Here is a 25,560-nt window from a genome sequence, read left to right as displayed (position 1 = left end):
TATAAGTAATTTTAAAGGACATTTAACATTATTTAGATATTTTAAAGGTTATTATTTAATTGTTCAAAATAATTTTTAAAATAATTAATCAATTTATGAGAATATAGGAAAATATTTGTGATATATATGGTGGAAGAGAATAGTAATATGATGCTAGGCACTGGCGATAAGCCAACCACTCTCAGGTGGATTCTGCTTGCAATCCAGCACGTATGTGCAATGTTTGGAGCTACAATTCTGGTTCCTATCGTTGTAAACACCACTGCTGGTGCAGACATCTTGTCAATCCCGGTTGCATTAGTTTCATCAGGTATAGGTACAATCATCTATCTGATCTGTACCCGTAATAGAAGCCCAGTATATCTGGGAAGTTCCTTTGCTTTCATTGCTCCTATGGTTGCAGGTTATGCAATTGGGGGTACTGGAAGCGTATTCACAGCATTAATGATTGTGGGTATTGTATATGTAATCATCTCAATGATTATCCGTATGACCGGCCCTGGATGGATTAACCGGTTGCTCCCTCCAGTTGTTGTGGGTCCAATGATTATGGTTATCGGTTTGTCCCTTGCTCCAACAGCAATTTCATCAATCGGATTGGATATGGCAACAGTGCCATGGCAAAACCTCGTGATTGCATTTGTGGCATTTTTAGTAACTGCACTGGTTGCAGTTCGCGGAAAGGGAATCCTTCAGGTCATTCCATTCCTGGTAGGTATCATTGCAGGTTATATAGTTGCTGCAGCTCTGGGTATGGTTGATTTTGCACCTGCTTTGGCTGCAAATGTGGTGGAAGTTCCTAAATTCTACCTGCCGTTCATGAACTACAACTTAAACTTTGCTGCGGTACTTACAATTGTTCCAATTGCACTTGTTACAATGGTGGAACACGTTGGAGACCACAAGGTGTTAAGTGAAATCATCGGACGTGACCTGATTGAAGACCCTGGTCTTCAAAGAACCCTTCTCGGTGACGGTCTTGCAACATTCATTGCAGCAGTGCTTGGTGGTCCTGCAAACACAACATACGGTGAGAACACTTCCGTTGTCGGTATGACACGTGTAGCATCAACCTATGTAATAGGTCTTGCAGCAGTCATTGCAATAATATTTGCATTCTCAGGACACTTGACAGCACTTTTAACCGCAATTCCAGGTCCTGTTTTAGGAGGTATTTCCGTACTGTTATACGGATTCATCAGTGTTAACGGTTTGAAAATACTCATCCACAACCAAGTGGACTTCACCAACAATAAGAATGTGGTTGTCGCTGCAACAATGCTTGTTTTAGGATTAGGTGGAGCAGCATTATCCTTAGTTTACGGAGACTTATCCATTTCCATTTCAGGAATGTCTCTTGCAGCCATTATTGGTGTAATTTTAAACCTTTGCGTGCCGGAGGAAAAACATGAATGAATATGTGTTGAATCATCCATTAATCACTCATAAACTTGCAATATTGAGAGATGTAAACACAGGAACAAAAGAATTCAGAGAATTGGTAACGGAAATTTCAACAATTCTTGTTTATGAGGCAATGTGGGATGCAAAACTTGAAGAAACAACAATTGAAACTCCATTGGAAAAGCTGGATACAGGAATGCTCAATGAGGACAAATATGCAATCGTGCCAATCCTAAGGGCAGGTATGGGTATGGTTGACGGAGTCCTGAATGTGATTCCAAACGCAAAAATAGGTCATATAGGACTTTACCGTGACGAGGAAACATTCCAGCCGGTCGAATACTACTATAAGATGCCAGAGGGAATCGACAAGAGGGAAGTTCTTGTAGTGGATCCTATGCTTGCAACAGGTGGAAGCGCATCAGCAACCATTTCAAGGCTCAAGCAGGATGGAGTGACAAAAGTAAAATTATTATGTATCGTGGCCGCCCCAGATGGTATCAAATGCATTGAGGAAGACCATCCTGATGTTAAAATCTTCTGTGCAACCGTTGACCGTGAACTCAACGAAAACGCATACATCCTACCTGGTCTTGGAGATGCCGGTGACAGGGTATACGGTACAAAATAGTGAAGCATGACTTCACTACTCTTTTCTTTTTTTAGGTGATATTGTGTTGGATGAATGTCCCATGTGCGGATATCCTTGTGATGTTTTTGAAGCCCATTGTCCAAATTGTGGTTTCATCCCATTAGACCCCGAATCAGGTGATTGACTGTGTGGAACTTGCTTTGGCCAATTTTGATAGTGATATTGTCAAATACGGTCTATAACATTTGCATGAAGTCAATGCCTTCGGATGTCAATCCGTTCGCTGCACTGATGGTTACATATATTGGAGCGGCAATTATCACGGCAGGGATATTTGTTTTCATGGCAAAGCCAGCCAATGTCGCTTTTGAATTGTCAAAGGTCAATTGGACATCAGTGGTATTGGCATTGGTCATAGTTGGTCTTGAAGTTGGATATGTGTTTGTTTATCGCGCTGGCTGGTCTGTAAGCACTGCAAGTGTAGTTGCAAATATTGGTCTGGCATGTGTTCTATTGGTGGTTGGATACTTTTTATATAAGGAAAACGTTTCCATGCAGCAGATTTTAGGGATTTTTGTCTGCATGGCAGGTTTGATTTTAATAAATTTGTGAGGTGATGAAATGATTTGTCCTAGATGTGGATCTTGGATTGATGCAGGAGAGCCATACTGTCCTGGATGCGGATATGACGGTTCTGACGATGATGAAGAAGAAGATGATGACTGGTAATGACATAAAATTTTTATAGTATTTTTTTATTAAATAAACATATGAGTAGGCGGGCCTATGTTAACAAGGACATTCCAATAACGGAAATCCGTAGGGTAAAGCGTGATTTGCAGAAATTTGTGGATTTATATGAAAAAGTAACCTTTATTGAAGAGTTATACTGTGATGAAACTGTCAAGTCTGCAATGGAGCGTAGGGGCAAGACTCCTCAGACTGGTTACAAATGGCTGAAAACATGGAATGATGAGGGTTTTGACGGCCTGTTTAGAAAGGAGGGTTCCGGAAGAATTTCCAAATTGTCAGATTATCAGTTGGAGATTCTAAAGAATAACATTACCGTTAAGGGATTGTCAAGCATTTCAGATATTAAAAATGAGATTCAAAACGAGTTTGGTGTCACTTATTCGGAAAGGCACCTTCGCAGGCTGATTTTTGATTTGGGTCTTTTGGATATTATCAATTCTAATAAGATAAAGTGATGATTTACATATACTTTTTTATGTCCTATACTTCTTTTTTAATAATTTTTTTTCACTAAAACATATTTTGCTATATGATATTTCTAGTTGAGCATTAATTAATTGTTTTATTGTTCATTTATTATCTTATTTTATTATTAATTTGTTTTATAAATTAAATTTATATAATATTTTTGATTAATATATGTCTAGAATTATCAGAGTGTGTATTATGAATGAGAACATAGACAGAGGAATGTCAACATTAATTATTTTTATCATTGCAGCGGCCATTTTAAGTGCCGCTCAGAGTGTAGTGACAACAGGTATTGCCGGCATAATGGCTGATTTTCATATTCACTCAACAACAGCACAATGGGTTTACTCTTCATTTCTGCTTGTATTGGGTGTTATGATACCATTATCTGCATTCTTTACCCGTAGATTTAAAGTGAAAACAATACTATTGGCTTCATTATCATTATTTTTAATAGGGTGCATTATAGCATATTTCGCCCCTAACATTGAGGTGCTGATTATAGCAAGGGTGATTCAGGCTTGTGGATCTGGAATATTGCTCCCAATAACTCAAATTGTCTTGTTCAAGGTTATTCCTGAGGAAAAATGGCAGGTTTATATGGGACTTTTCGGTTTCATCATAGGAATCGCACCTGCATTGGCACCAACAGCCGGAGGATTCATAATAGATTCCGTAGGATGGAGATCAATCTTTCTTATATTTGCAATAATGGTTGCAGTACTGATACTGGTTGCATCCGTTGTTGTTAAACTGGAATTCGAAACAGGACATTATCCATTGGACATCAGTTCACTGGTGCTTTGTGTGCTTGCATGTGTCGGAATAATGTTTGGATTTTCAAACATTGCACAAAACGGATTCGATTTGATTTGGGTCATATTGCCTATTGTAATCGGTGCTGTGTCCTTGGTCGTATTTGTTAAAAGACAGTTCGGCATTGACACACCACTTGTTGACTTGCATGCCCTTAAAAACAAGTATTTCTTCTTCGGAACATTATTCTCAGCAATATTGTACTTTACAATGTGTGGATTGAATGTTATCATGCCATTGTTTGCCCAAAGCATAGCAAATCATGACGCAACAACTGCTGGAATCATTCTGCTTCCGGCAACTCTCGTAATGATTGTCTTTAACTTTATTGGTCCTTTAATGGCCAACAAGTTCGGTGTCCGCAAGGTATTGCTCTTATCATGTCTTTTCACCGTTGTGGGATATCTTCTGATGATGACCTATACAAGAACAACAACCGTGGAATACATGATCGTTACTCAAGTGATCCGTGCAATCGGTGCAGGATTAGGACTGATGCCTGCAGTAACATGGACAATTGCAGTTGTATCAGGGGATGTTGAGGATGCAACAGCAATCAACAATACCGTAAGGCAAATCATAGGTGCAATCGGTTCAGCTGTTGCGGTTGTATTGATGGCTGCCTTTGCAGGAGGAAATGTGGGTCACAACCATCTTTCAGTATCTGCATTCGCACAGACCTCTCTTGTAATGTCTGTTTTGGCTATCATTTCTGCTGTGATTGTTGTATTGTACATTAAGGATGAAATTCACGATTTAATGTGAATTCATTTTTATTTTTTTTAATCAATCGATATAAATTAATTTATAATTCAATTTTTACTTTTCTAATAATTTTCATTATTTTAATCATAAACAAACTATATTTTGTTGTTTTTCAGAAATTCTTATTTTAAGTTAAAAAAGTCAATAATATATACTATTAAATATTATATAGTATATTATGAGGATTATTTTACAATAATTATCTCTTACAAATTGAGCATAAAGGAGGTGAAACATGGATAAAAAAACACTGATAATCATATTAACTGTATTTGCTTTACTAACGATGAATGCTTGTGCAGCTCAAGAATCGGATAATTCCACAGCAGACGTTATGGAAATTGCCAGTGATGATGTTCCAACTCTTCAAGTGTCCAATGCAACAGAAACATTGCAGGCGGCGGGAGTTGCCACACACATTGATGTTGAAAGCGACACTGAATTCGATGTGATTGGCGATTACTTTAAGGTGAAACTCTCAGATGAGAACAACAACACCCTTAAAAACACTAAGATGACTTTCACAGTCAACGGCAAGACATATACTCAAAATACCGATTCATCAGGTATCGCTTCACTTCAAATCAGGCTGAATGACGGGACATACAAGATAGTTACAAAATTTGCGGGAAACGCAAATTATAAGGCTTCCAGCCTAACAACAACTATCAAAATGACCAACACTCGTGTGGTTGACAGTGGATTGAGCAACTCTGAGATTCAAAGCATAATAGACAATGCCAAGCCGAACAATGTGATACTGTTCAAGGGATCAAGCTATTTAAACATCAACTTGGTAATAACAAAATCATTGACACTGCAAAGTAATGTGAATACTGTTTTAAAATCAAGTTCAGGACCAGTCATTACAATCAAGGGCAAAGCCGCTTCACTGACAACAGTCAAGGGATTCAATATCCAAAGTGGAGGAGATGGAATCGTCGTTGAGGATGCAGATTATGTGAAAATCTACAACAATGACATCTCCGGCAGCGGCAACGGTATTGTTGCAACCGGAACAAAATACCTCAACATTACAAAAAACGATATCTCCAAGAACTCCAAAAGCGGAATATCCCTGGCCGATTCAACATATGCCTACATATTTGACAATGATATTAAAAGCAATGGTGGTAACGGTATTGAAATAGCCAAATCAAAGAATGTTTACATTCATGGCAACATCATTTCAGGCAACAAGAATGGTGTTTATATGGATAAGAAGGTAAATGGTATCGATTATGGTGAGGAACCAAGCAATATTCAAATAAATAAGAATACTATCACTAAAAATACGAATGATGGTATTTTAGTGCAGCATGCTGGTGACAATATCAAAATCCAATCCAATGAGATAAGTTCAAATAAGGGCAACGGTATTTCATTAGCCCACATTGGAAATAATGTCATAAAATCCAATGTGATTACTGAAAACTATGTTAATGGGATAAAATTCTTTGATAACTATGTAAAACCTAAAAGCCAGGACATCAGTTATAATGCAATATACTTCAATACCCATATGGATGTAGAGGCAAAGGAAACCTATTATCAGGAAACTGGGTCCAGATTGGAATTAGGTGACAACTGGTACACTGACCATGCAGGAATCTGTCCTAAAATCCGTTCTAACAATATCAAGTTTGTTGTTAAGCAAATTGGTCCAAACCAATTCCAGGCAACATTTTTAGATTCAAACGGCAATATTGCAAGTTTATTGCCTGACAGAACATTAACATATAAGGCCAGCAACGGTCAGACTTATAGTATCACTATTAAAGGTGGTTCTGGAGTGTTCACTGTTGATGCTGCTGATGGGGACAAAATTAGAGCCACTGTTGACTACTCAAATAGGGACAATACCTATGACTCCAACACAAAATCCACAAAACCGCTCAATGGACAATCTCCAACATACGATTATCCTTCCATTCCAAATTACCAATTGTATGAAGACATTGGAACAGGTGGAGGAAACGGAAACGGAGACGGTTCAGGTGACGGATCCGGCGGAGACGCAACTCGTGGAAATGGTAAATCATCACAGGACAGCAGTTCCAACGGTAATGCCACCCAAAGTCAAAGGGCAGACCCTTCAAGCAGTGCAAGCAATCCAGTAAATGATGTTTCACAAAGCGCCGATGTTCCTGATGCTGTTTCTCAGGCTGGAGCGTCCGAACCAAGTTCCGGTGATAGTGGAAGTCCTGGTTCACAATCTGTAGTTAAACAAATTTTAATCGATGAAGATGAATTTTTTAAAGTAACTGGCATTTCATTTATTATCTTGTTAATAATTTTAACAGTCGCATGGTATTATCGTGAGGATATATCTGAAATGAAATCTAAAATGTAAAATTCATCTATTTTTCTTCTTTTTTTGCTAATTTAAATAATAAATTATTTAATACATTTTAAATATATTAAATATTATCTTACCTTTGGAGGGATAATATGAATAAAAGTGATTTGAAAAGAGACTATTACATGCTCAAGGGACCACTTGCCAAAAAGGGATATGACTGGTGGTGGCATTCATTAACAGCATATAATAAAAAGACAGGTGAACCTAAACCATTCTTCATTGAATACTTCGTATGCAATCCGGATTTAGCTGAAGAAGAACCTACACTTGGACAATTGCCTGAAAACCAAAAGGCAGGCAAAAGACCATCATACTGTATGATCAAGGCAGGAACATGGGGTAAAAATCCAAAACAGATTCACAATTTTTACTCAATGAAATACTTCAACTGCCCTGATGACGAGCTCAACATCCAAGTCGGGGACTGCAGCCTTACAGAAACACACATGAGCGGTTTTTCAAGAGTGTCTGAAGAGGATGCTGCAAACCACCCTGAATACATGTCCGATGCTGGAGACATGATGTGGGACTTGGACATTGACAAGAAAATCACTTTTAATGTGGGATATGGTGCTAACTCATTTTTCAGGAAATTAAACGCATTTGAAATGTTCTGGCATGCTGAAGGAATCAAGACAGAATACAGCGGAACCATCTGGCTGGATGGAGAGGAATATGAGGTCATTCCTGAAAAATCATATGGTTATGCGGATAAAAATTGGGGAGGAGACTTTACTTCACCATGGCTTTGGATTTCCTCATGTAACATTACAAGTTTAATAACCGGTAAGAAACTGAACAACTCCGCATTTGAAGCTGGTGGAGGAAGGCCAAAGGCTTTCGGTATTGAAATTCCACGTAAGCTATTGATTGGATTCTATTATGAGGGAACCATGTACGAATACAACTTCGCAAGATTCTGGAACCTCGTAAAAATAGACTTTGACTTTGAGGAAGGCGAAGACGTAAACACATGGCACATCAATGCAAGCAATAAGAACTCCAAAATGGAACTGGTATTGTACTGCAAACGTGATGAAATGATGCTTTTCAACTATGAAGCACCTAACGGAACCAAAAGACACAACCGCCTATGGAACGGTGGAAACGGTTGGGGTGAAATAAAATTATACAAGAAAGACGGAACCCTAATTGACCATGTTAAAATCGAAAATGCAGGTTGCGAATACGGGGAGTATGATGACTAATGATATTCTCGGATATCCTTGCATTAATTATCGTATATGTTTATGTTGCTGTCATTTTCGTTGTAGCTGAATTGGTTTTAAAGACACGACCCGAAGTTTCACGTAAATTTTTACACATTATGGTAGGTAACATGATATTTGCCATGCCATTTTTCTCAGATCCATGGGTAATGGTGTGGTTCTTGACACTGCCTATCACAATAGCACTGTTCTTCCTGACAGAATATTCACCTGTCAAAATAGAAAACAGCGTAACCGAATCCGGCCATGCTTTAGGTTTATTTTTCTATGCGGGAATATGGACAATACTGATTGCAGTGTATTCAATGCTTTCACCTGCAAACGATCCTAAATTCTTCATATGGATTGTGGCACTGGCCATTGTTCCAATGGTATACGGTGACGGATTTGCAGCATTAATCGGTCAGAAATTCGGTAAGGTCAAATACACAGTCTTCGGCGGTACAAAATCCCTCGAAGGTTCACTTACAATGTTTGTGGTTACAACCGTCATGAGTGTATTTGTCTGGATGGTTTTCACATCAATCGGATGCACAATGCCTGAATTCAACATTGTCTACATCATAATGATTTCAGCTGTCGCAACATTATGTGAAGCCTTCAGTTACGGTGGAATTGACAACCTGACAGTTCCGGCAATAACATCAATATTATATTACTTAGTGGCTGTATTATAGCCACTAATTTCAATTCTCTTTTATTGCATTTTAATCATCATTTTCTGCATCTCAGCCAACTTGACAATTAGCCCTTTATATATGCTTAAACTAAGTATTATTATCGATTTAAAGGTGATAATGTGACAGATAACTTAAGGGCAAGAGCAGAAGAACGTGTTAATCTCAAAATAAAATTTTATAGAAACTTAAAAGCATATATAATTGTTAATGCAATATTATTTATTATAAACTGGCTGTTTTCACCAAGCTTTTGGTGGGTAATGTTTCCGATAGTTTTCTGGGGAATCGGAGTCATCGCCGACTTTTTAAAGGCATATGTTTTTGTTGATGATTTTGACAGTGAAAGCTACAGGGAACGCAAGATTCAGGAAGAAATGGAAAGGTTAAGGAATTAAACAATGAAGGTAAATTTATTCGTTTCAAGAGATATTGAAAATCCTCATGCCGACATTCACACAAATGAGTTGACAGAAAACATCTCAAAGGCCATAAATATTCTGGAAAGCGAGGATCAAAGCGAGATGCTGGCGGTCAAGAGCGGTTCCGACATCACTCTTCTGGAGCTGAAGGATATCTACATGGTACGCGTTGAGGACAAGAAGGTCATGGTATACGCTGAAAATAATGATTATCTGATTAAAAAGCCTTTATACCAGGTTGAAGAGGGGTTAAATAGTGATTTTGTAAGAATTTCAAAAACCACAATCGTCAATCTCAAAAAGATTAAAAGGGTTGCCCCCTCTCTTAAGGGAATGATGTTCATTGAGCTTAAGAATGGATTGAAGGACAATATCTCAAGAAAATACTTGCCGGATTTCAAAAAGGCATTGGATTTGTAGGTGTTATGATGAAGTTAACAGATATAATAGAAAGTTTGGCATTAGGCGCTTTTGTGGGTTGTTTTATTGGATTGCTTGTTGCAGTTTTAATTTCATATCAGGCAGGTCCTCAAAACATCAGCTTTTCAGGAACAGATATAGTCAATCTATTCTTCGGATGCATTGTGGCTGGTTGGGGATTCTCATTGACAGGATTGATATATGAAAGGGAAGACTTGCCATTGCCGTTCCAGATAATATTCCAGATGGGCATCGGAATGACTGTGCTGTTTTTGATTGCAGCATACTTGAAATGGATGCCGATTGACCTGGGAATCGGACCGATAATCACATGGATTGCCATTGCATGCGTATTTGCAGTTGTATTCTGGTGTGGTTTTTACGTTTACGATTGCCTGCTTGCACGCAATATTAATAAAAAAATAAGTAATTAAGTAAATAGATTAAATCTATTTACTGTTCTTTTTTTCTCTTCTATAACCTATAGCCAATAGTATTAAAACGATTGCAATAATTGCAATGAATACTCCAATATTCAAATTAGCCTGTTTTGCAACTGATCCTCCTTCGGTTTCATTCAACTCATACGCTTTATTATCTTCACCATGAGATGTGGAGTTTCCAATTGCTATTTGACTGTTGGAAGTGAAATTCACCAATCTGGAATCCTTATCCTCACTTTGAGGAGGGGTTGGTATGTTTTTATCAATACTTTTAGCATCCTTGGTTATCTTGCTTCTTATGACGTTTTCAGAAACATTTTCATGATTATTAGTCCTGTGATGAGCATCATCAGTTTCATTGTTTTCAATCTTATAAAACTGGTTTTTAAGATTGTTCATTGAATCTTCAGTGAAAAAATCTTTAAGCAAATCACTATACTTATCTAATAAATCAACATTCAAATGACCGAACAAATCAGATTTTATTGTTTTTGATACCTTACTTCTTGGAGTTACGTTGTTGGGGTCATTGATTGACGGGTCATTAGGGTCCTCATCTCCCCAATCGTTATTGTCGAACTGGGTGTAGAGGTTATATGAATCCCACCATTTAATGAATATTTCCTTACCGTAAGGGGAAGTGTTGTTTGTGATAATGTTATTGTGAACATTTATGACAGTTTTTGTATCATACATTGGTTGTTGAATGTAGAATGATCCTCCGGTTTCTCCACCATCATTATTGACAATAATTGAATCCTCAATATTGATGTTTCCGGAAACCATGACTGCTCCACCGTTTGTTCCAGCGGTATTGTTCATGAAGATGCATCTTTCAATATTGGATTCGCCGGACCAGCTATAGTATGCTCCACCCCATTCATCGGCATGATTGAACATGAATATGCAGTCCTGAACATCCCCATATCCAAATACGCTGACCCTTATTGCTCCGCCGTCACGCACTGCACTGTTATTAATAAATACACAGTTGTAGATGTATGAATCGGCATAACATGTGGTTATAGCTCCACCGTCATGGTCTGCATGATTATTTATGAAGATGGAATTGTTCACCAACAAGTATCCTCTATTCTTCTTGGTACCGTAATTTGAAATTCCGCCCGCATTGGTGTCATCTAATGCGGTGTTGTTTATGAAAATGCAGTTGTCGACAATTGCTCCTCCGGTTTCAATACAGATGGCTCCTCCGAAATTGTTTGTCAAACCGTTGATGAATGTGATGTTTTTGAATGTCACTCTAACATTCGGGTTGCTTATCAGAAAAATGCTGGATTTTTCCTCACCGTCAATGATGATGTCCCTTGCATTTCCGTTTCCCTGAAGTGTGATGCTTTTGGTGAGCTGGATGTTATGAATCTTATAGGTTCCAGGCTCGATTATTATCTCATCACCATCATTGGCAGTATTGATTCTAGTCTCCAAATCACTTGAATCATCGGAAGATAGGCTTTCATTATCTGTAATTTCTACAATATTGTCAATTTCGCTATTCTGCAATTCATCCGTTGCATTTTCATTGTCATGTGCTGAAATTGCTGTGATTGAAATCAGAATGAGGAATATGCTCATTATTGCAATAATGTTTTTGATTTTTATTTCTTTCACCTCCCTTTCGTTGTTCAACGATAAAGTTGCTAATTATAATTTATGTATCTTATTAATATATAAGTGTCTACATATCGATATTTCTAATGTTTTTCTATTTTTCCTTTAATTCTGTCAGATTACCATATAATTTTTTGTATCATGTTAATATTTTGAATTTGTATTTTTAAACTATTTCAATTTATTTTTAACAGTTTTTTCGCGTAATATTCGATTATTTTTCAAAATGCATGATTTTATCATTCAGGTTATTGTTTGCATTGATTTTTAGTATTTTTTTAAAATTAACTTGTAACATGCAATTTTTCTTTGTTAAATTTATCTTTCGCTGATTTATTTTCTAAAATAAAGTTTATATCCCACAGCGATAATAAATATAATTAACAACGATAACTTCAGGAGGGTAATTGTGGATAAAAAAATTTTGACTATAATCTGTATTTTTCTATTCTTCATTATTTTGCCGTCTAGTTTTGCATTAGATAATAATGAAACTTCAGATAATGATTCTCCAGTATTGGAAACTTCCAATTTGGCTGAAGAAGTATTGTCTAGCGATAGTGATTATTATTTCAACGCATCTGCAGACGAGGATGGAATAGGTACTTCAGCAAGCCCATATAAATATCTGACAACAGAACGGATTGTTGACGGTTCCGTTATCCATTTGGCAAATGGGGAATATGAATTGGAAGATGGTAAATATTTCAATTCTCTTTCTATCATTGGAGAGAGTTCTCAAAATGCTATCATAAAGCTTAAGGATAACAATTGTATTCTTACTTCATATGGAAGCTTTACGCTTAAGAATGTCACATTAAAAAGTGCGACTGTAATTAATTATGGAACATTAAACGCTGAAAATACTATTTTTAGAGATGCTGTAGCTTATTCAACATATTCAACATCTACAGACATCGTTGTGAATGCTGCTTCAAATTCGTTTGGAGGCGCAATCTACTGTCCTTACTCTGCTTATTATTCCGCTTATGCATACTTGAACAATTGTATGTTCATAAACAACAGTGGGGAATATGGTGGAGCAATCTATATGGACGGAGGCTATCTGGAAATTATAAACTCAACATTCATGGATAACTATGCTTATAATTATGGTGGAGCAATTGCTTGCGAATATAATTCACAGATAACCATCTCCAAGTCCAAGTTCATTAATTCAACATCATTAAATGATGCTGGAGGTGCAATATATGCAAAATCATCAAAATTGACAGCAGATCATATTAATATAACTGGCTCTCAGGCTACTTTTGGCGGAGCAATCACTGCCTTAAGTTCAACAGTTTCATTAGAGGAGTTATTTGCTGAGAACAACTCTGCCCAATATGAAGGGGGAGCAATTTACCAAATGTATGGCACCATTACAATAAGAAACTCCAATTTTATCAATAATTCAGCATCTAACGGTGGAGCATTATTCATTGACAATACCACAAACATGATACAATATCAGAATGTATTCACCAACAACACAGCTTTCAATAGTGGTGGGGCGATTTATTCTCTTTTAAATGCCAAGTCAAGAATCAATTTAAATGAATATTATAATAATGTCGCTTTAAATGAAAATGACTTATATGAAACATCAAGCATAAGCCTGGATATAGGTGACGGAAATTATGTGATGTATAAGAATAATTCAACATTCATAGGCATTCTTCCAAGCTATTACAGCCTATTGGATGACGGTTATGTCACAAGCGTAAAAGACCAGCAAAGCGGAGGAAACTGTTGGGCTTTTGCTGCAATAGCTGTTTTGGAGTCATGTATTCTAAAGGCATCAGGTGATGACCTTGATTTATCCGAAGAAAACATGAAAAATCTAATTTCATTCTATTCTGATTATGGATGGAGCATGAATACCAATGACGGAGGATATGACGTGATGGGCCTTGCATATTTATTGAGCTGGATGGGTCCTGTTTTTGAGGATGATGATTTAAATGATGATTATTCAACATTGTCCCCATTATTGGACAGTGTAATGCATGTTCAAAATGTCAAATTCTTCAAAAGAAATTCATTCACTGATAATGATGAGATAAAAAAAGCAATCCTGACTTATGGGGCAGTCGGAACCGGATTTTATTACGACTCATCTTATTACAATAGCCAAACCTACGCATATTACACCTCAGCAACATCCTATTCAAATCATGCCGTTGCAATAGTCGGATGGAATGACACCTATTCACGTGAGAATTTTAATTCAAGACCGAGTGGTGATGGAGCATGGATAGTTAAAAACAGTTGGAATTCCGATTGGGGAGACAATGGGTATTTCTATGTTTCTTATTATGATACCTCATTCGTACCATTAAACCAGGAAGATGCGGCATATACATTCATATTAAATGATACTGTCAAATACGATAAGAATTATCAATATGACATTATCGGCATGACAGATTACTTCATAACAGGCTATAAGAACATTTGGTATCAAAATGTATTCACTGCAACAGGCAATGAATTCTTATCAGCTGTTTCCACATACTTTGAAAAAGCATGCAAGTGGGACTTGACAGTTCATGTCAATGATGTTTTAAAACTCACCAAAAGCGGAATCGGCGAGTGTGGATATTACACCATTGACCTGGGAAATTATATCAGATTGAATCCTGGGGACATATTCAAGGTCACTTTTAAAATAATCGCTAACGATGCAAGTTTCCCAATCAGTGAAAAGATAAGATCAAATAAGGTATTATATTCCGATGGCATTTCATTTTTCAGTACTGACGGTAAAAAATGGATAGATCTATGCGATTATTCAACCACTTATTCATCACACACTTACGATTCACAGGTGGCATGCATTAAAGCATTCACTTTTTATGATGAAATAGCATCATACATGACATTGAATATTTCAAACAAGGGATATAATCCTGTAGACATTGTTGCAAGTGTCTTTAATCAATATGGAAATCTTGTCAGCTGTGGAAATGTCACATTCACCATTGACGGTGAGAATTATACAGTTCCCGTATATAACGGCATTGCTAAATTGACAGTTGACCTGAAAGAAATGGCAACAACCACAATTAATGCAGCATACTCTGCAATAGGATATATCAACTCTTCAAATACTGATTCAGTCAACATTGATAAGTTATACGCACAAATAAACATTGATGTCATTAAAAATATTACAAAAGCAATTGTAAATATTGATGTTTCAAGGGACATCAATGAAGCAATCAACATTACCATTAACAACCAAAGCACTATCGTTAATCTTGAAAACGGAAAGTACACATTAACATTAACAGATCTCGAATGTGGAGATTACACAGTACATGTCAAACTGCTGAATGAGACTTATGTCACCAATTTAGCTGAAAGTAACTTCACAATTAATGTCATAGCATCACAGATAATTGCGGATAATCTCATCGCATATTACAATGGAGGAAATGAATTTTCAGTCACATTGCTGGATGTTAATGGAAATGCAGTAGCAAATCGTGACGTTTTATTCAAGATAAACAACAGAACATTCAAGAAAACCACAGATGACAATGGAATTGCATCTATCAGCATCACTCTACCTGTCGGGGAATATGCGATTGACATCATATTCAATGGGGACAATAACTATATCAATTCCTCAAATACAAAAAATGTCACAGTTAAAACCACAATAATCCAACCTGAAAGTAAAAATTATCTATTGAACACTAAATACAGTGTGATGTTGCTGGATAAGAATGGAAATCCATTAAACAATACTCAAATTACAGTGAATATAGATGGAATCAATCATGAGGCAACAACAGATTCAAACGGTTCAATTGATTTTAATATTAATTTAAAACCTGGAAATTATGACATTTATGTTATAAATCCGATTAATGGTGAAAAACTGACTGATATGATTAATGTAATTCCTAGAATAACTGAAAATAAAAATGTGGTAATGTATTTCCTTAATGGGGCAAGCTATAAGGTTCGCGCTTTTGATGATGATGGAAATCCTGTAGGGGTCGGCGAAACAGTCAATGTGAAAATCAATGGAAAAACTTACAAGGTCAAAACCGATAAGAACGGATACGCATCATACAAGATAACCTTGAAAGCGAAAACATACACTATAACAGCCGAATATAAAGGTTTCACCGTTTCAAATAAAATCACAGTCAAGCCAGTACTGACTGCAAAGAACATTTCCAAGAAAAAAGCTAAGAAAATCAAGTTCACAGCAAAGCTTGTCAATGGAAAAGGCAAACCTTTAAAAGGCAAAAAAATTACTTTCAAAATCAAAGGAAAAACTTATAAAGTGAAAACCAACAAGAAGGGAGTTGCGAAATTAACCTTAAAGAATTTAAAAGTCGGAAAATATAAGATTACAACCAAATATGGAAAATCAACTATAAAGAATACTATCAAAATTAAAAAATAAGGGAGGAAAAATGTTTAATTTAAAGAAACATTCATTATTAATTCTAATAATAATGTTAATTTTTATTCTAGTGCCAATATCATTTGCAGCTGATGTGGATAACGCAACAAATGAAATGGCAATTGATGACAGTTCAGATGTTTTATCTGAAGATGAAGATGAAGCCTGGATCAATCTTGATGAAACAGAATATTCAGTGGATCAGGATGATAGCACATTGATTAAAGGAGACATTTATATTGAAATCATTGACGGTTCATATCCTTTTCTATTGAATGTCGAATGTAAATATGTGGACAGTAACGGAATGACAAGATCATACACTACAGGTTATGACGGTGGCGAATTTGTATTCAGCACTGGAGAATTTGAAGGGCTTAACGCAAGAGACACTCCTTACGCATTGAATTTCACAGTTGTTGAAGACGAGCTGTTTGATGAGTTTGTGGATGGATACTACATTGACAGGATAGCTCCGGCAACTGTTAACTTAACTATCAATCCAGTGACTGATTTAGGACCAACACTTCCAGCATATGAATCATTCACTCCTGTAGGTCAAATATATGTCGAGGAAAGCGGAAGCGACTCTAACAATGGGTCTGAAAGCAGCCCATATGCCACAATTCAAAAGGCATTGGACCAGAATAAGGCATTGGGAGGAAACTATGAGGTCATTGTAAAAAGCGGATGGTATTTCTTCACAAATTCATATGCAATCTCAAATAATGTGAGGATAACCGGAAAAGGAAAAGTGGAAATATTCAACAGTGGCACAAGTGACGGGTACATATTCTTCACAGCAGGAACAAACATAATTGAATTCAACAATTTAACAATGATTGGAGGTACCGCCGGTGCAATTTCCGGAAGTAACACCTACGGTGGAAATGGAAACCTTGGAAAAGTATTGAACATTATCAACTGTACCTTTGAAGACAATACAGGTTATGTCGGTGCAATTGCCACCTATTCAAAAACCACAATCCTGCAGTCAACATTCATAAACAATAACGCTTATGGAACAAGCGGTTTCTTCAGAGGAATAATCAGCGCTCGAGATAACTCATTAACAGTTAATTTCTGTAACTTCATCGGAAACACCCTATCATCTAAAAGTCCTTTAATTTATTCTGAAGTTAAAACAAATGCAAATTATAACTTTTGGGGAACAAACGAGGGTCCTTTAAGCAGTGATATTATTGCAGATAATCTTAAAGCTGATACTTGGATTGTAATAGTTCCGAAATTAGATGAGGAAGCCGTTATTGGAAACAGTTATGATATAAATGCCAAATTCATGTACATCAACTCCACAGTCATTGATAAATTGAATGCGGCAATGCCAAGTTTGAATATTACCTTTAAATCTACATTAGGTCAAATTGATTCTAATGGAGTCATTATGAACAACAATGCCGTTGTAAATTATAACGCAACAACTAAAGGATTGGAAAACATCACAATCTTTGTCAACCATAAATTAATAGGCAGTTTGACCTTTAATGTGGATGTTCCCGAATCAGATAAGATTTATGTCTCACCAACAGGTGATGACACCAATTCAGGAAACAGATCAAGCCCACTAAAAACTATTGGTGCAGCAGTTGAGAAAAACAACTTGATTGGTGGTAATAAGGTCATAATAATTTCTGCAGGCGATTATGAGGAATACAATTTGGAAATTAACAATCCAGTAACCATAATCGGTGAAGAAGGTGTCGTCATTAATGCGGATAAGAAAGGACGCATTTTCATTATTGGTGTGGATGCCGAAATTAGCAATATTATTTTCACTAACGCATTCATGGAATCAGATGATGAAAACGGTTATGGTGGAGCCATTTACCACAGTTCAGGTAATTTGATTATTCATGACAGTGAATTCAATTACAACATTGCTGGTGATTATGGAGGGGCAATCGCATCCCATTCCACTGGAACTTTAGAGATATACAATACTGTATTCAATGGCAATGGAATAAATGAACAGTCAGCAGAATCAAAAGGCTCTGCGATTTATTCCGATTCTGAAACCTTAATAGAAAACTCCCAATTTACAGCTAATGTAATGGGCAATGCAAAAGGATCTATTTATTTAGCAGGCACTGCAACAATTAGAAGCAGTGAATTTATCAATAATGAAGCGGCTTATGGTGGAGCCATTTATGTAAATGGGGATGACCAGGCAATCGTGCTTATTGAAAATAACACTTTCACTTCAAATAAGGCAACAAATGGAGGTGCAATTTACATTTATGGAACCGGTTCTCAAAACACCATTTCAAGCAACATGTTTTCAGGAAACGCTGACGATGCGATTTATGTAAAATCATCACAAGTTGACCTGGAAAACAACACTATTGCAGGAGATGACCCTCAAATCAACATTGATTCAGGAGTCATAGGCAACATAATCATAACTTTCAATGAAAATCAGACATTAAAGCTAAAAGATGGTGAAATTGCACTAAATGCAACTGTAACCGATGACATGGGCAATATCATAAATGGAGGCACAATATCATTTACAAGCAACGGCGATGAAATTGGAACTGCAAATGTCATCAATGGTAAGGCAACATTATTAAAAGAACTTGGCACAGGCAATTATGTAATTTCTGGAACATATTCCGGTTCAAATGATCTTTATCCTCCATTGGATGTTAAGGAGTCATTGGTAAGGATTAATGTTGTGAATTCATGGTTCATTAATGGTGCAGGTTATGAGACACTGCAGGAAGCTATTGATGCGGCAGAGATAAATGATGTCATTCAAGCCATTCCAGGAACATATGATGTGCCAGTTATTCAAATAGGTCACAGAACTCGCCCATCCGAACCATGGGTAATAAATAAGAACATTACAATAACCTCATTGGGAGATGAACCAATAGTTTTAAACGCATCAGAGGGACACATATTCTTCATTGACTATTATTCCAATGTAACATTTAAAAACATAATCTTTACAGGATCCAACAACCCTGAAGGATGGGGTGGAGCAATAGACTCAATGGGTAAAAACACAATAGTCGTTGAAAACTGTACATTTAAGGATAATATTGCCGAAAAAGGTGCAGGAATATTCGGATACGGTAACCTATATGTTAAGGATTCCCTATTCATAAATAACACTGCCACAGTTTATGGAGGAGCAATCGTTAAGGACGGTGACGGTGACTTCATTCTGGAAAATGTCAAGTTCATCAACAACTCCGCATTCACCTACTCCGGTGCTGTTGACTGCAGAGGATATACCGGTGTGGTGCAAGTCTTTAAAAACATCACTTTTGAAGGTAACGACGCAACATGCGCAGGGGCATTATATACTAGCGGTAAAAATGTAACATTTATTGATTGTGTATTCAACAACAACAGGGCGATTGACAAGGAATCAGGATACACTCCAATGGGTGGAGCAGTATACGTTCATTATGGAGCAACCACATTCATAAACACTAAATTCACCAACAATTATGTTGAAGGAACCGGTGGAGCGTTACAATTGGAAAACACAGTTTCATCCGTTGTCGATTCGACTGGAAGGCATATCACAATATATTGGGGAGTTCTTGAAAACTGTTTAATCGAAAACAACACTGCACTAGGCGACGGTGGAGCGATTTATTCTGGAGAAAACTTTAGAGATTACATTAACATTACAGACACTGTAATAAGAAACAACACCGCAGCTAATGGAGCAATATTCGTAAACTTATACGGTTTCTATACTTTAGTCAATGTGACCGCTGAAAATAACAGGAACACTGCCGGAAGCAGTTTAGTATACACTTTCGGAATGTATTCCTTCCCTGAATCATTTTATGCAAACACTACAATAATCAATTCAACATTCAGGAACAATGATGCGGAAAGATTCCTCACAACCACAACAATATATTCAACCGTAAATATCACAAATACTGTATTTGAAAATATGGGAATGATACTCTACAGCTTTGAAGGGTCCATTTGCAATTTAACCAATGTGCGTGAAATCAATCCGGATTCCGATTATTCCATTGACAATACCGGAACTTTATCATTAAGCAATAACACATTAGTGAATCCGATTATCAATAGGGCGACTATCAAAACTCCAACCTATCTCATAATCCTTGATAATCAAACATATGTTCATGAAATCGGAGATACAATTAAATTGGAAGCTATTGTCGTGGATGACAATAACAATGTCATTGTAGGTAATAATCTCGCATTTGTGATTGATGATGTTCAGATAAACGCAACATTTGAAAATAACATTTATGTGGCGGATTATACAGTTGAAAAAGGAATTCATTTAATCAATGCGGTTTATGATGATGTGGGATTGTCCAATTTAACTGTTAAGACAGCCGCTATTGAAGGAAAATCCAATTTGGTAATTGATTCTCCGGACATGGTTGTGTACTACAAAGCCGATAAAATTGAAATTAAAGTAACAGACATTAAAGGAAATCCTGTTTCAGACATTAAACTTTTAGTGAATATTGCTGGAAGCGAGTATGTTGTTGATAGTGATATATCAGGTATCATATTGATTGATTTGGATTTATCTGCAGGAGTTTATCCGGTCAATGTTAAATTTGACGGTGACGGTAAATATAAAGCAGTAAATGCTAATTCCACCATCACAGTTTTACCGACTGTTGCATCACAGGATCTAACAAGAGGATACAACAGCCCATATGATTTCATTGCTACTTTTGTCGATGAAAATGGTAATCCTTTAAACGACACCAATGTTACAATTAAGGTCAATGGTAAGGATTATGCATTCACTACAGATGCACAAGGTTCTATAAAATTAACTAAATTGGCAGTTGGAACATATAGTATCATTTCCGTAAATCCATTAACTTCCGAAAAGGCCACCAATACTGTTGTAATCGTTAAAAGGATTACAAATAATAAGAACCTGGTAATGGATTACAGGGACGGGTCTAAGTTTAAGGTTCGTGTTGTTGGTGATGATGGAAATGTTGTAGGGGCAGGCGAAATAGTTAAATTCACATTTAACGGTAAAAAATACAATGTTAAAACAGATAAGAACGGTTATGCCTCCCTGACCGTTAAGGCAGTTCCGAAAACTTATAAGGTAACTGCTGAATATAAAGGATATAAAGTGTCCAATAAAATTAAAGTAAAATCCGTCATTAAAGCAAAAAATCTCTCAAAGAAAAGAGCTAAAAAGATAAAATATAAGGTAACTTTAAAAACATCAAAAGGAAAAGCTTTAAAAGGTAAAAAAGTCACCTTGAAGATTAAGGGAAAAACATATAAGGCTAAAACCAACAAGAAAGGTGTTGCAAAAGTCACCCTTAAAAACTTAAAGGCTGGTAAATATAAGGTCACTATAAAATATTTATCTTCAAAAGTTAAAAAGACAATAAAAATTAAAAGATAGAAGTTTTCCAAACTTCTATTATTTTTTCTTATTTTTTTTCATTTTTTCTTTTCGATAGGAATGTTATTATTTTCGTCAGTTCATAAATGTCCAGTTTTCCATATAATTATTCTTAGCGATAGATTATAAGCTTATATTTGAAATAAATTAGTTTAATATTAGTTTTACTGATTTAAATCTGTTCAATTACTTTTTATCAAATAATATATTGTAAATTATTTTTTCATATTGGATTTTTTTAGTAATAATTATATACTATTTATTATATAATATATATCGTTATGAATTATAATTCATTTCAATTTTATGGAGGAAAAGAATAATGGTAAATCTGAGAAAACATTCGCTATTAATTTTAATGGCAATGTTGATTTTATTCATAATTCCAATGTCATTTGCAGCTGATGTTGATAACAATGCAACTGCAGATGTAATTGGTGTAGATGATTCTTCTTCAGACATTCAGGCGGTTGACGATTCCGATCAATTGGCTGAAGAAGATGGAGAAGGTTTTATAGATTTTGAAAAAACAAGCATTGAAATCGATGAAGGAGACACAGCTACAATCAATGCTAATGTCTACTGGTATGAAGATTATCAATGCTGGGATGAAGTAAGTTTCCAATACAGCTATAATGATGATACTGGAGCTACAAAAACCGGTACCGTCAAAAATATGGAAGATATGCAGGCTGACTGGGGATTCACTGTACCAATAACTGGCTTAAAAGCAAGTGGCAGTCCATATACTGTGACTTTCACACCGGTTGAAGATGATGATTATGAAACATTCTGTGGTTACAGCGGCGGAATGGATCCTACTAAAATAAATTATGTAACAATAACCGTTAAATCCACCGCACCGGCTGAAGGAAGTGTGAGTGACATTGCTTCTAAGGTTGCTGCCGCTGGTGATGGTGCTGTTATTGATTTAACTGATTATGATGTTTATGATTTTGCTGATGGTTCTTTGACTATTGCTAAGAGTAACATTACTTTGATGGGTAATGGTGATACTGTTATTAAAGGTTATGGTGATGGTAATGGTTTATTCTACATTACTGGTTTTAATGTGACTATTCAAGGTATTCATTTTGTTGACACTAACCCAAATAATAATTTCACTTATGGTGGTTCTGTAAATGGTTGGGGTGTTAACTTTAAAAGTGTTGAAGGTGGATTAGTTAAAGATTGTAACTTCACTGATTTCAACAGTGCGGTTGTGGTTCAAGGTTCCACTGATGTTGTAATTGAAGACAACTTCTTTAATGGTGGTTACACTACTGTGATTGCTAATGACCCTACTGTTAATGTTGAAAAAGGTTCCAAATCTCTTAACATTTACAGACAATCCTCTGATATCACTGTTAGAGGCAACACCTTTGAAGGTCCTATTCTTGATGGTGTTTCCATTGCTCAAGGTAGTGGATCTAATATTGTTGAAAACAACACTTTCATCGGTAACACTTATTCTATTTACTTCGGTGGTTCATCCACTAAAAACTCTGTAATTAGAAACAACAAGTTCATTAACTGTGGTTACTTCAAGGAAGGGGATGTTGAATGGGACAAATTGCCTGTTATCAGCATTCAAAAGGCTTCCAATGATATTGCTATTGAAAACAATAATTTCACAGCTCTCACTAATAGTGTTTTAATTGCTGCTGAGCAAGGTAACGAAGCTCACGGTTTCCCATCATCATTAGGTAACATCAACGTAACAGGTAACCAAGTTGATTTGGCTGCTGATGTAGATGGTAGGTCCGTTGTATTGTTCCATGTTTTATGCAGAGATGATACTGAATTGAACTTATTTGCACCATTAAAAGTTGATGATAACACTTTAGCTAGTGGTGTTCGTGAATATGTGGTTTGGTACACTGCTTGGGGTGAAGAAGTGGCTGTTTTAAATAACACTGCTGCTGATATTCAAGCTGCTATTGATGCTGCTAACCCTGGTGCTGTAATTGATTTAACTGCTGTTCCTAGTTTTGACTTTGGTGATGACGGTATCACAATCGCTAAAGACAACATTACATTAAAAGGTGACAACACCCGTATTATCGGTAACGGTGTTGGAAATGGTTTATTCTATATTACCGGTTCCAATGTAACTATCCAAGGATTTGACTTTGTTGATGTTAACCCTAGCAACATCTTTGTTTATGGTGGTTCTGTAAACGGTTGGGGAGTTAACATGAGAGGTGTAACCGGTGGATTAATCTCTGACTGTACATTTACCAATTTCGGTAGTGCGGTTGTGGTTCAAGGTTCCACTGATGTTGTTATTGAAAACAACAAGTTTACTGGTGGTTATACTACTGTGATTGCTAATGATCCTACTGTTAATGTTGAAAAAGGTTCCAAGTCTCTTAACATTTACAGACAATCTTCCAAGATTACTGTAAGGAACAATACCTTTGAAGGCCCTATTCTTGATGGTGTTTCCATTGCTCAAGGTAGTGGATCTAATATTGTTGAAAACAACACTTTCATCGGTAACACTTATTCTATTTACTTCGGTGGTTCATCCACTAAAAACTCTGTAATTAGAAACAACAAGTTCATTAACTGTGGTTACTTCAAGGAAGGTGACATTGTTTGGACTGAATTGCCTGTAATCAGTATTCAAAAAGCTTCTAACGACATTGCTATTGTAGACAATGATTTTGTTGCTCTTGATAACAGTGTATTGATTGCTGCTGAGCAAGGTAATGAAGCTCATGGTTTCCCATCCTCATTAGGTAACATTAATGTGACTGGTAACAATGTTACTTTGGCTAGCGGTGCTTCCAAAGCATATAATATTGTTTTATTCAGTATTTACTGTAGAAATGGTGATTTAAACCTTTCAGCTCCTATTAATGTTTCTGGTAATGTTTTACCTGATGATGTTAAAGCTGTTACTGTTGAAACCACTGGTGATAAAGTCTTTGATGTTGAAACTCCTGTTGAATTGATTGGTACTGCAATTACTGCTAGTCCTATTACCATTAAGGCTGGTAACAATGGTAATTTGAAAATCACCTTGAAAGATCAGTATGGTAATCCTATTGCTAATGATTTGATTGTTGTTCAGGTTGATGGTGAACCATTGTTCATTGGTCCTACCGATGCTAATGGTGTTGTTAATGTGCCTGTTAAATATGCAAGCGCTACAACTAAATTCGCTTACATTTCATACGTTGACACTACAGGTAAATATGTTTCTTCATTGGAAACTGTTAAAATCACTGTTGTTAAAAAGGCTACTACTTTGACCGCTAAAAAAGCAACCTTAAAAGTTAAGAAGGCTAAAAAGATTAAAGTTACCTTGAAATCTGAAGGCAAGGCTTTAGCTAAAAAACAAGTTACCATTAAAGTTAACGGTAAGACCTTTAAGGCTAAAACCAATGCTAAAGGTGTTGCTACCATTAAGGTTAAAGTGACTAAAAAAGGTACTTTCAAAGCAACAGTTAAGTTTGCTGGTGATGGCGCTTACAAAGCAGTAACCAAAAAAGTAAAAATCAAAGTAAAAAAATAAGATAAAGTAATAATACCCGTTTTATTACTTTTCTTTTTCTTTTTTTAATATATTTCATTCATTTTTAAACTTTTTTGTAACATTCTTTTTTTAGAATACTAATGTTAGACAAATGAATTAATTATTAATAAGTAATTGTTTATTAAAATGATATTTATCGATTAAAAGTTATATTTACTTCATCGACAATATTATAAAAAGAGAAATAAAGAAGA

The 25,560-nt window shown here is 36.1% G+C and carries 15 protein-coding genes; 14 read left to right on the top strand and 1 reads right to left on the bottom strand.

The genetic code is table 11. The features are described from left to right. Positions 1–126: 126 nt before the first annotated feature. From E7Z78_RS01150 to E7Z78_RS01100, 11 genes are all read left to right on the top strand, one after another. Positions 127–1,416 (top strand): uracil-xanthine permease family protein, encoded by a 1,290-nt coding sequence (locus E7Z78_RS01150; RefSeq protein ID WP_303723341.1) that lies wholly within the window; start codon positions 127–129, stop codon positions 1,414–1,416. Further along, on the top strand, positions 1,409–2,035 hold the full coding sequence (gene upp, locus E7Z78_RS01145) for a uracil phosphoribosyltransferase (RefSeq protein WP_303723340.1): 627 nt from the start codon (positions 1,409–1,411) through the stop codon (positions 2,033–2,035). Before E7Z78_RS01150 ends, upp begins: the two co-directional genes overlap by 8 nt. 210 nt (positions 2,036–2,245) lie before the next feature. Continuing rightward, the gene (locus E7Z78_RS01140; RefSeq protein ID WP_369693455.1) at positions 2,246–2,608 is read left to right on the top strand and encodes an EamA family transporter; all 363 of its coding nucleotides are present in this window, start codon (positions 2,246–2,248) and stop codon (positions 2,606–2,608) included. A gap of 158 nt (positions 2,609–2,766) precedes the next feature. Then, on the top strand, positions 2,767–3,204 hold the full coding sequence (locus tag E7Z78_RS01135; protein WP_303723339.1) for a helix-turn-helix domain-containing protein: 438 nt from the start codon (positions 2,767–2,769) through the stop codon (positions 3,202–3,204). Positions 3,205–3,415: 211 nt separating this feature from the next. Beyond that, positions 3,416–4,801 carry an MFS transporter gene (locus tag E7Z78_RS01130; protein WP_303723338.1) on the top strand — a complete coding sequence of 462 codons (1,386 nt, stop codon included), beginning with the start codon at positions 3,416–3,418 and terminating at the stop codon, positions 4,799–4,801. A 235-nt stretch (positions 4,802–5,036) separates the two neighbouring features. Continuing rightward, positions 5,037–7,154, top strand: coding sequence for a right-handed parallel beta-helix repeat-containing protein (locus tag E7Z78_RS01125; RefSeq protein WP_303723337.1), 2,118 nt, complete (start codon positions 5,037–5,039; stop codon positions 7,152–7,154). A 98-nt stretch (positions 7,155–7,252) separates the two neighbouring features. Then, a complete protein-coding gene (locus E7Z78_RS01120; RefSeq protein WP_303723336.1) occupies positions 7,253–8,371 on the top strand; it encodes a tocopherol cyclase family protein in 1,119 nt (372 codons plus the stop codon). Further along, positions 8,371–9,069 carry a diacylglycerol/polyprenol kinase family protein gene (locus E7Z78_RS01115; RefSeq protein WP_303723335.1) on the top strand — a complete coding sequence of 233 codons (699 nt, stop codon included), beginning with the start codon at positions 8,371–8,373 and terminating at the stop codon, positions 9,067–9,069. The genes E7Z78_RS01120 and E7Z78_RS01115 overlap by 1 nt, the downstream gene beginning before the upstream one ends. Positions 9,070–9,191: 122 nt before the next feature. Next, positions 9,192–9,467 carry a 2TM domain-containing protein gene (locus E7Z78_RS01110; RefSeq protein ID WP_303723334.1) on the top strand — a complete coding sequence of 92 codons (276 nt, stop codon included), beginning with the start codon at positions 9,192–9,194 and terminating at the stop codon, positions 9,465–9,467. A 3-nt stretch (positions 9,468–9,470) separates the two neighbouring features. Beyond that, on the top strand, positions 9,471–9,911 hold the full coding sequence (locus E7Z78_RS01105; RefSeq protein WP_303723333.1) for a LytTR family DNA-binding domain-containing protein: 441 nt from the start codon (positions 9,471–9,473) through the stop codon (positions 9,909–9,911). A gap of 8 nt (positions 9,912–9,919) precedes the next feature. After that, positions 9,920–10,345 (top strand): DUF3021 domain-containing protein, encoded by a 426-nt coding sequence (locus E7Z78_RS01100; RefSeq protein WP_303723332.1) that lies wholly within the window; start codon positions 9,920–9,922, stop codon positions 10,343–10,345. A 15-nt stretch (positions 10,346–10,360) separates the two neighbouring features. Here E7Z78_RS01100 and E7Z78_RS01095 read toward each other — a convergent pair whose 3' ends face one another. Continuing rightward, the gene (locus E7Z78_RS01095; RefSeq protein ID WP_303723331.1) at positions 10,361–11,983 is read right to left on the bottom strand and encodes a hypothetical protein; all 1,623 of its coding nucleotides are present in this window, start codon (positions 11,981–11,983) and stop codon (positions 10,361–10,363) included. A 409-nt stretch (positions 11,984–12,392) separates the two neighbouring features. Here E7Z78_RS01095 and E7Z78_RS01090 point away from each other — a divergent pair, with 409 nt between their 5' ends. The 3 genes from E7Z78_RS01090 to E7Z78_RS01080 all read left to right on the top strand — a co-directional run bounded on the left by E7Z78_RS01090 (position 12,393) and on the right by E7Z78_RS01080 (position 25,345). Then, the gene (locus E7Z78_RS01090) at positions 12,393–16,409 is read left to right on the top strand and encodes a C1 family peptidase (protein ID WP_303723330.1); all 4,017 of its coding nucleotides are present in this window, start codon (positions 12,393–12,395) and stop codon (positions 16,407–16,409) included. Between the two features lie 10 nt (positions 16,410–16,419). Then, positions 16,420–21,822 carry an Ig-like domain-containing protein gene (locus E7Z78_RS01085; RefSeq protein WP_303723329.1) on the top strand — a complete coding sequence of 1,801 codons (5,403 nt, stop codon included), beginning with the start codon at positions 16,420–16,422 and terminating at the stop codon, positions 21,820–21,822. A gap of 358 nt (positions 21,823–22,180) precedes the next feature. Continuing rightward, complete coding sequence (locus E7Z78_RS01080; protein WP_303723328.1) at positions 22,181–25,345, top strand: right-handed parallel beta-helix repeat-containing protein; 3,165 nt, start codon at positions 22,181–22,183, stop codon at positions 25,343–25,345. Positions 25,346–25,560 lie beyond the last annotated feature (215 nt).

This window comes from Methanobrevibacter thaueri, assembly GCF_015062915.1.
Taxonomy (GTDB): domain Archaea; phylum Methanobacteriota; class Methanobacteria; order Methanobacteriales; family Methanobacteriaceae; genus Methanocatella; species Methanocatella thaueri_B.
This window is presented reverse-complemented; position numbering and strand designations above follow the sequence as displayed.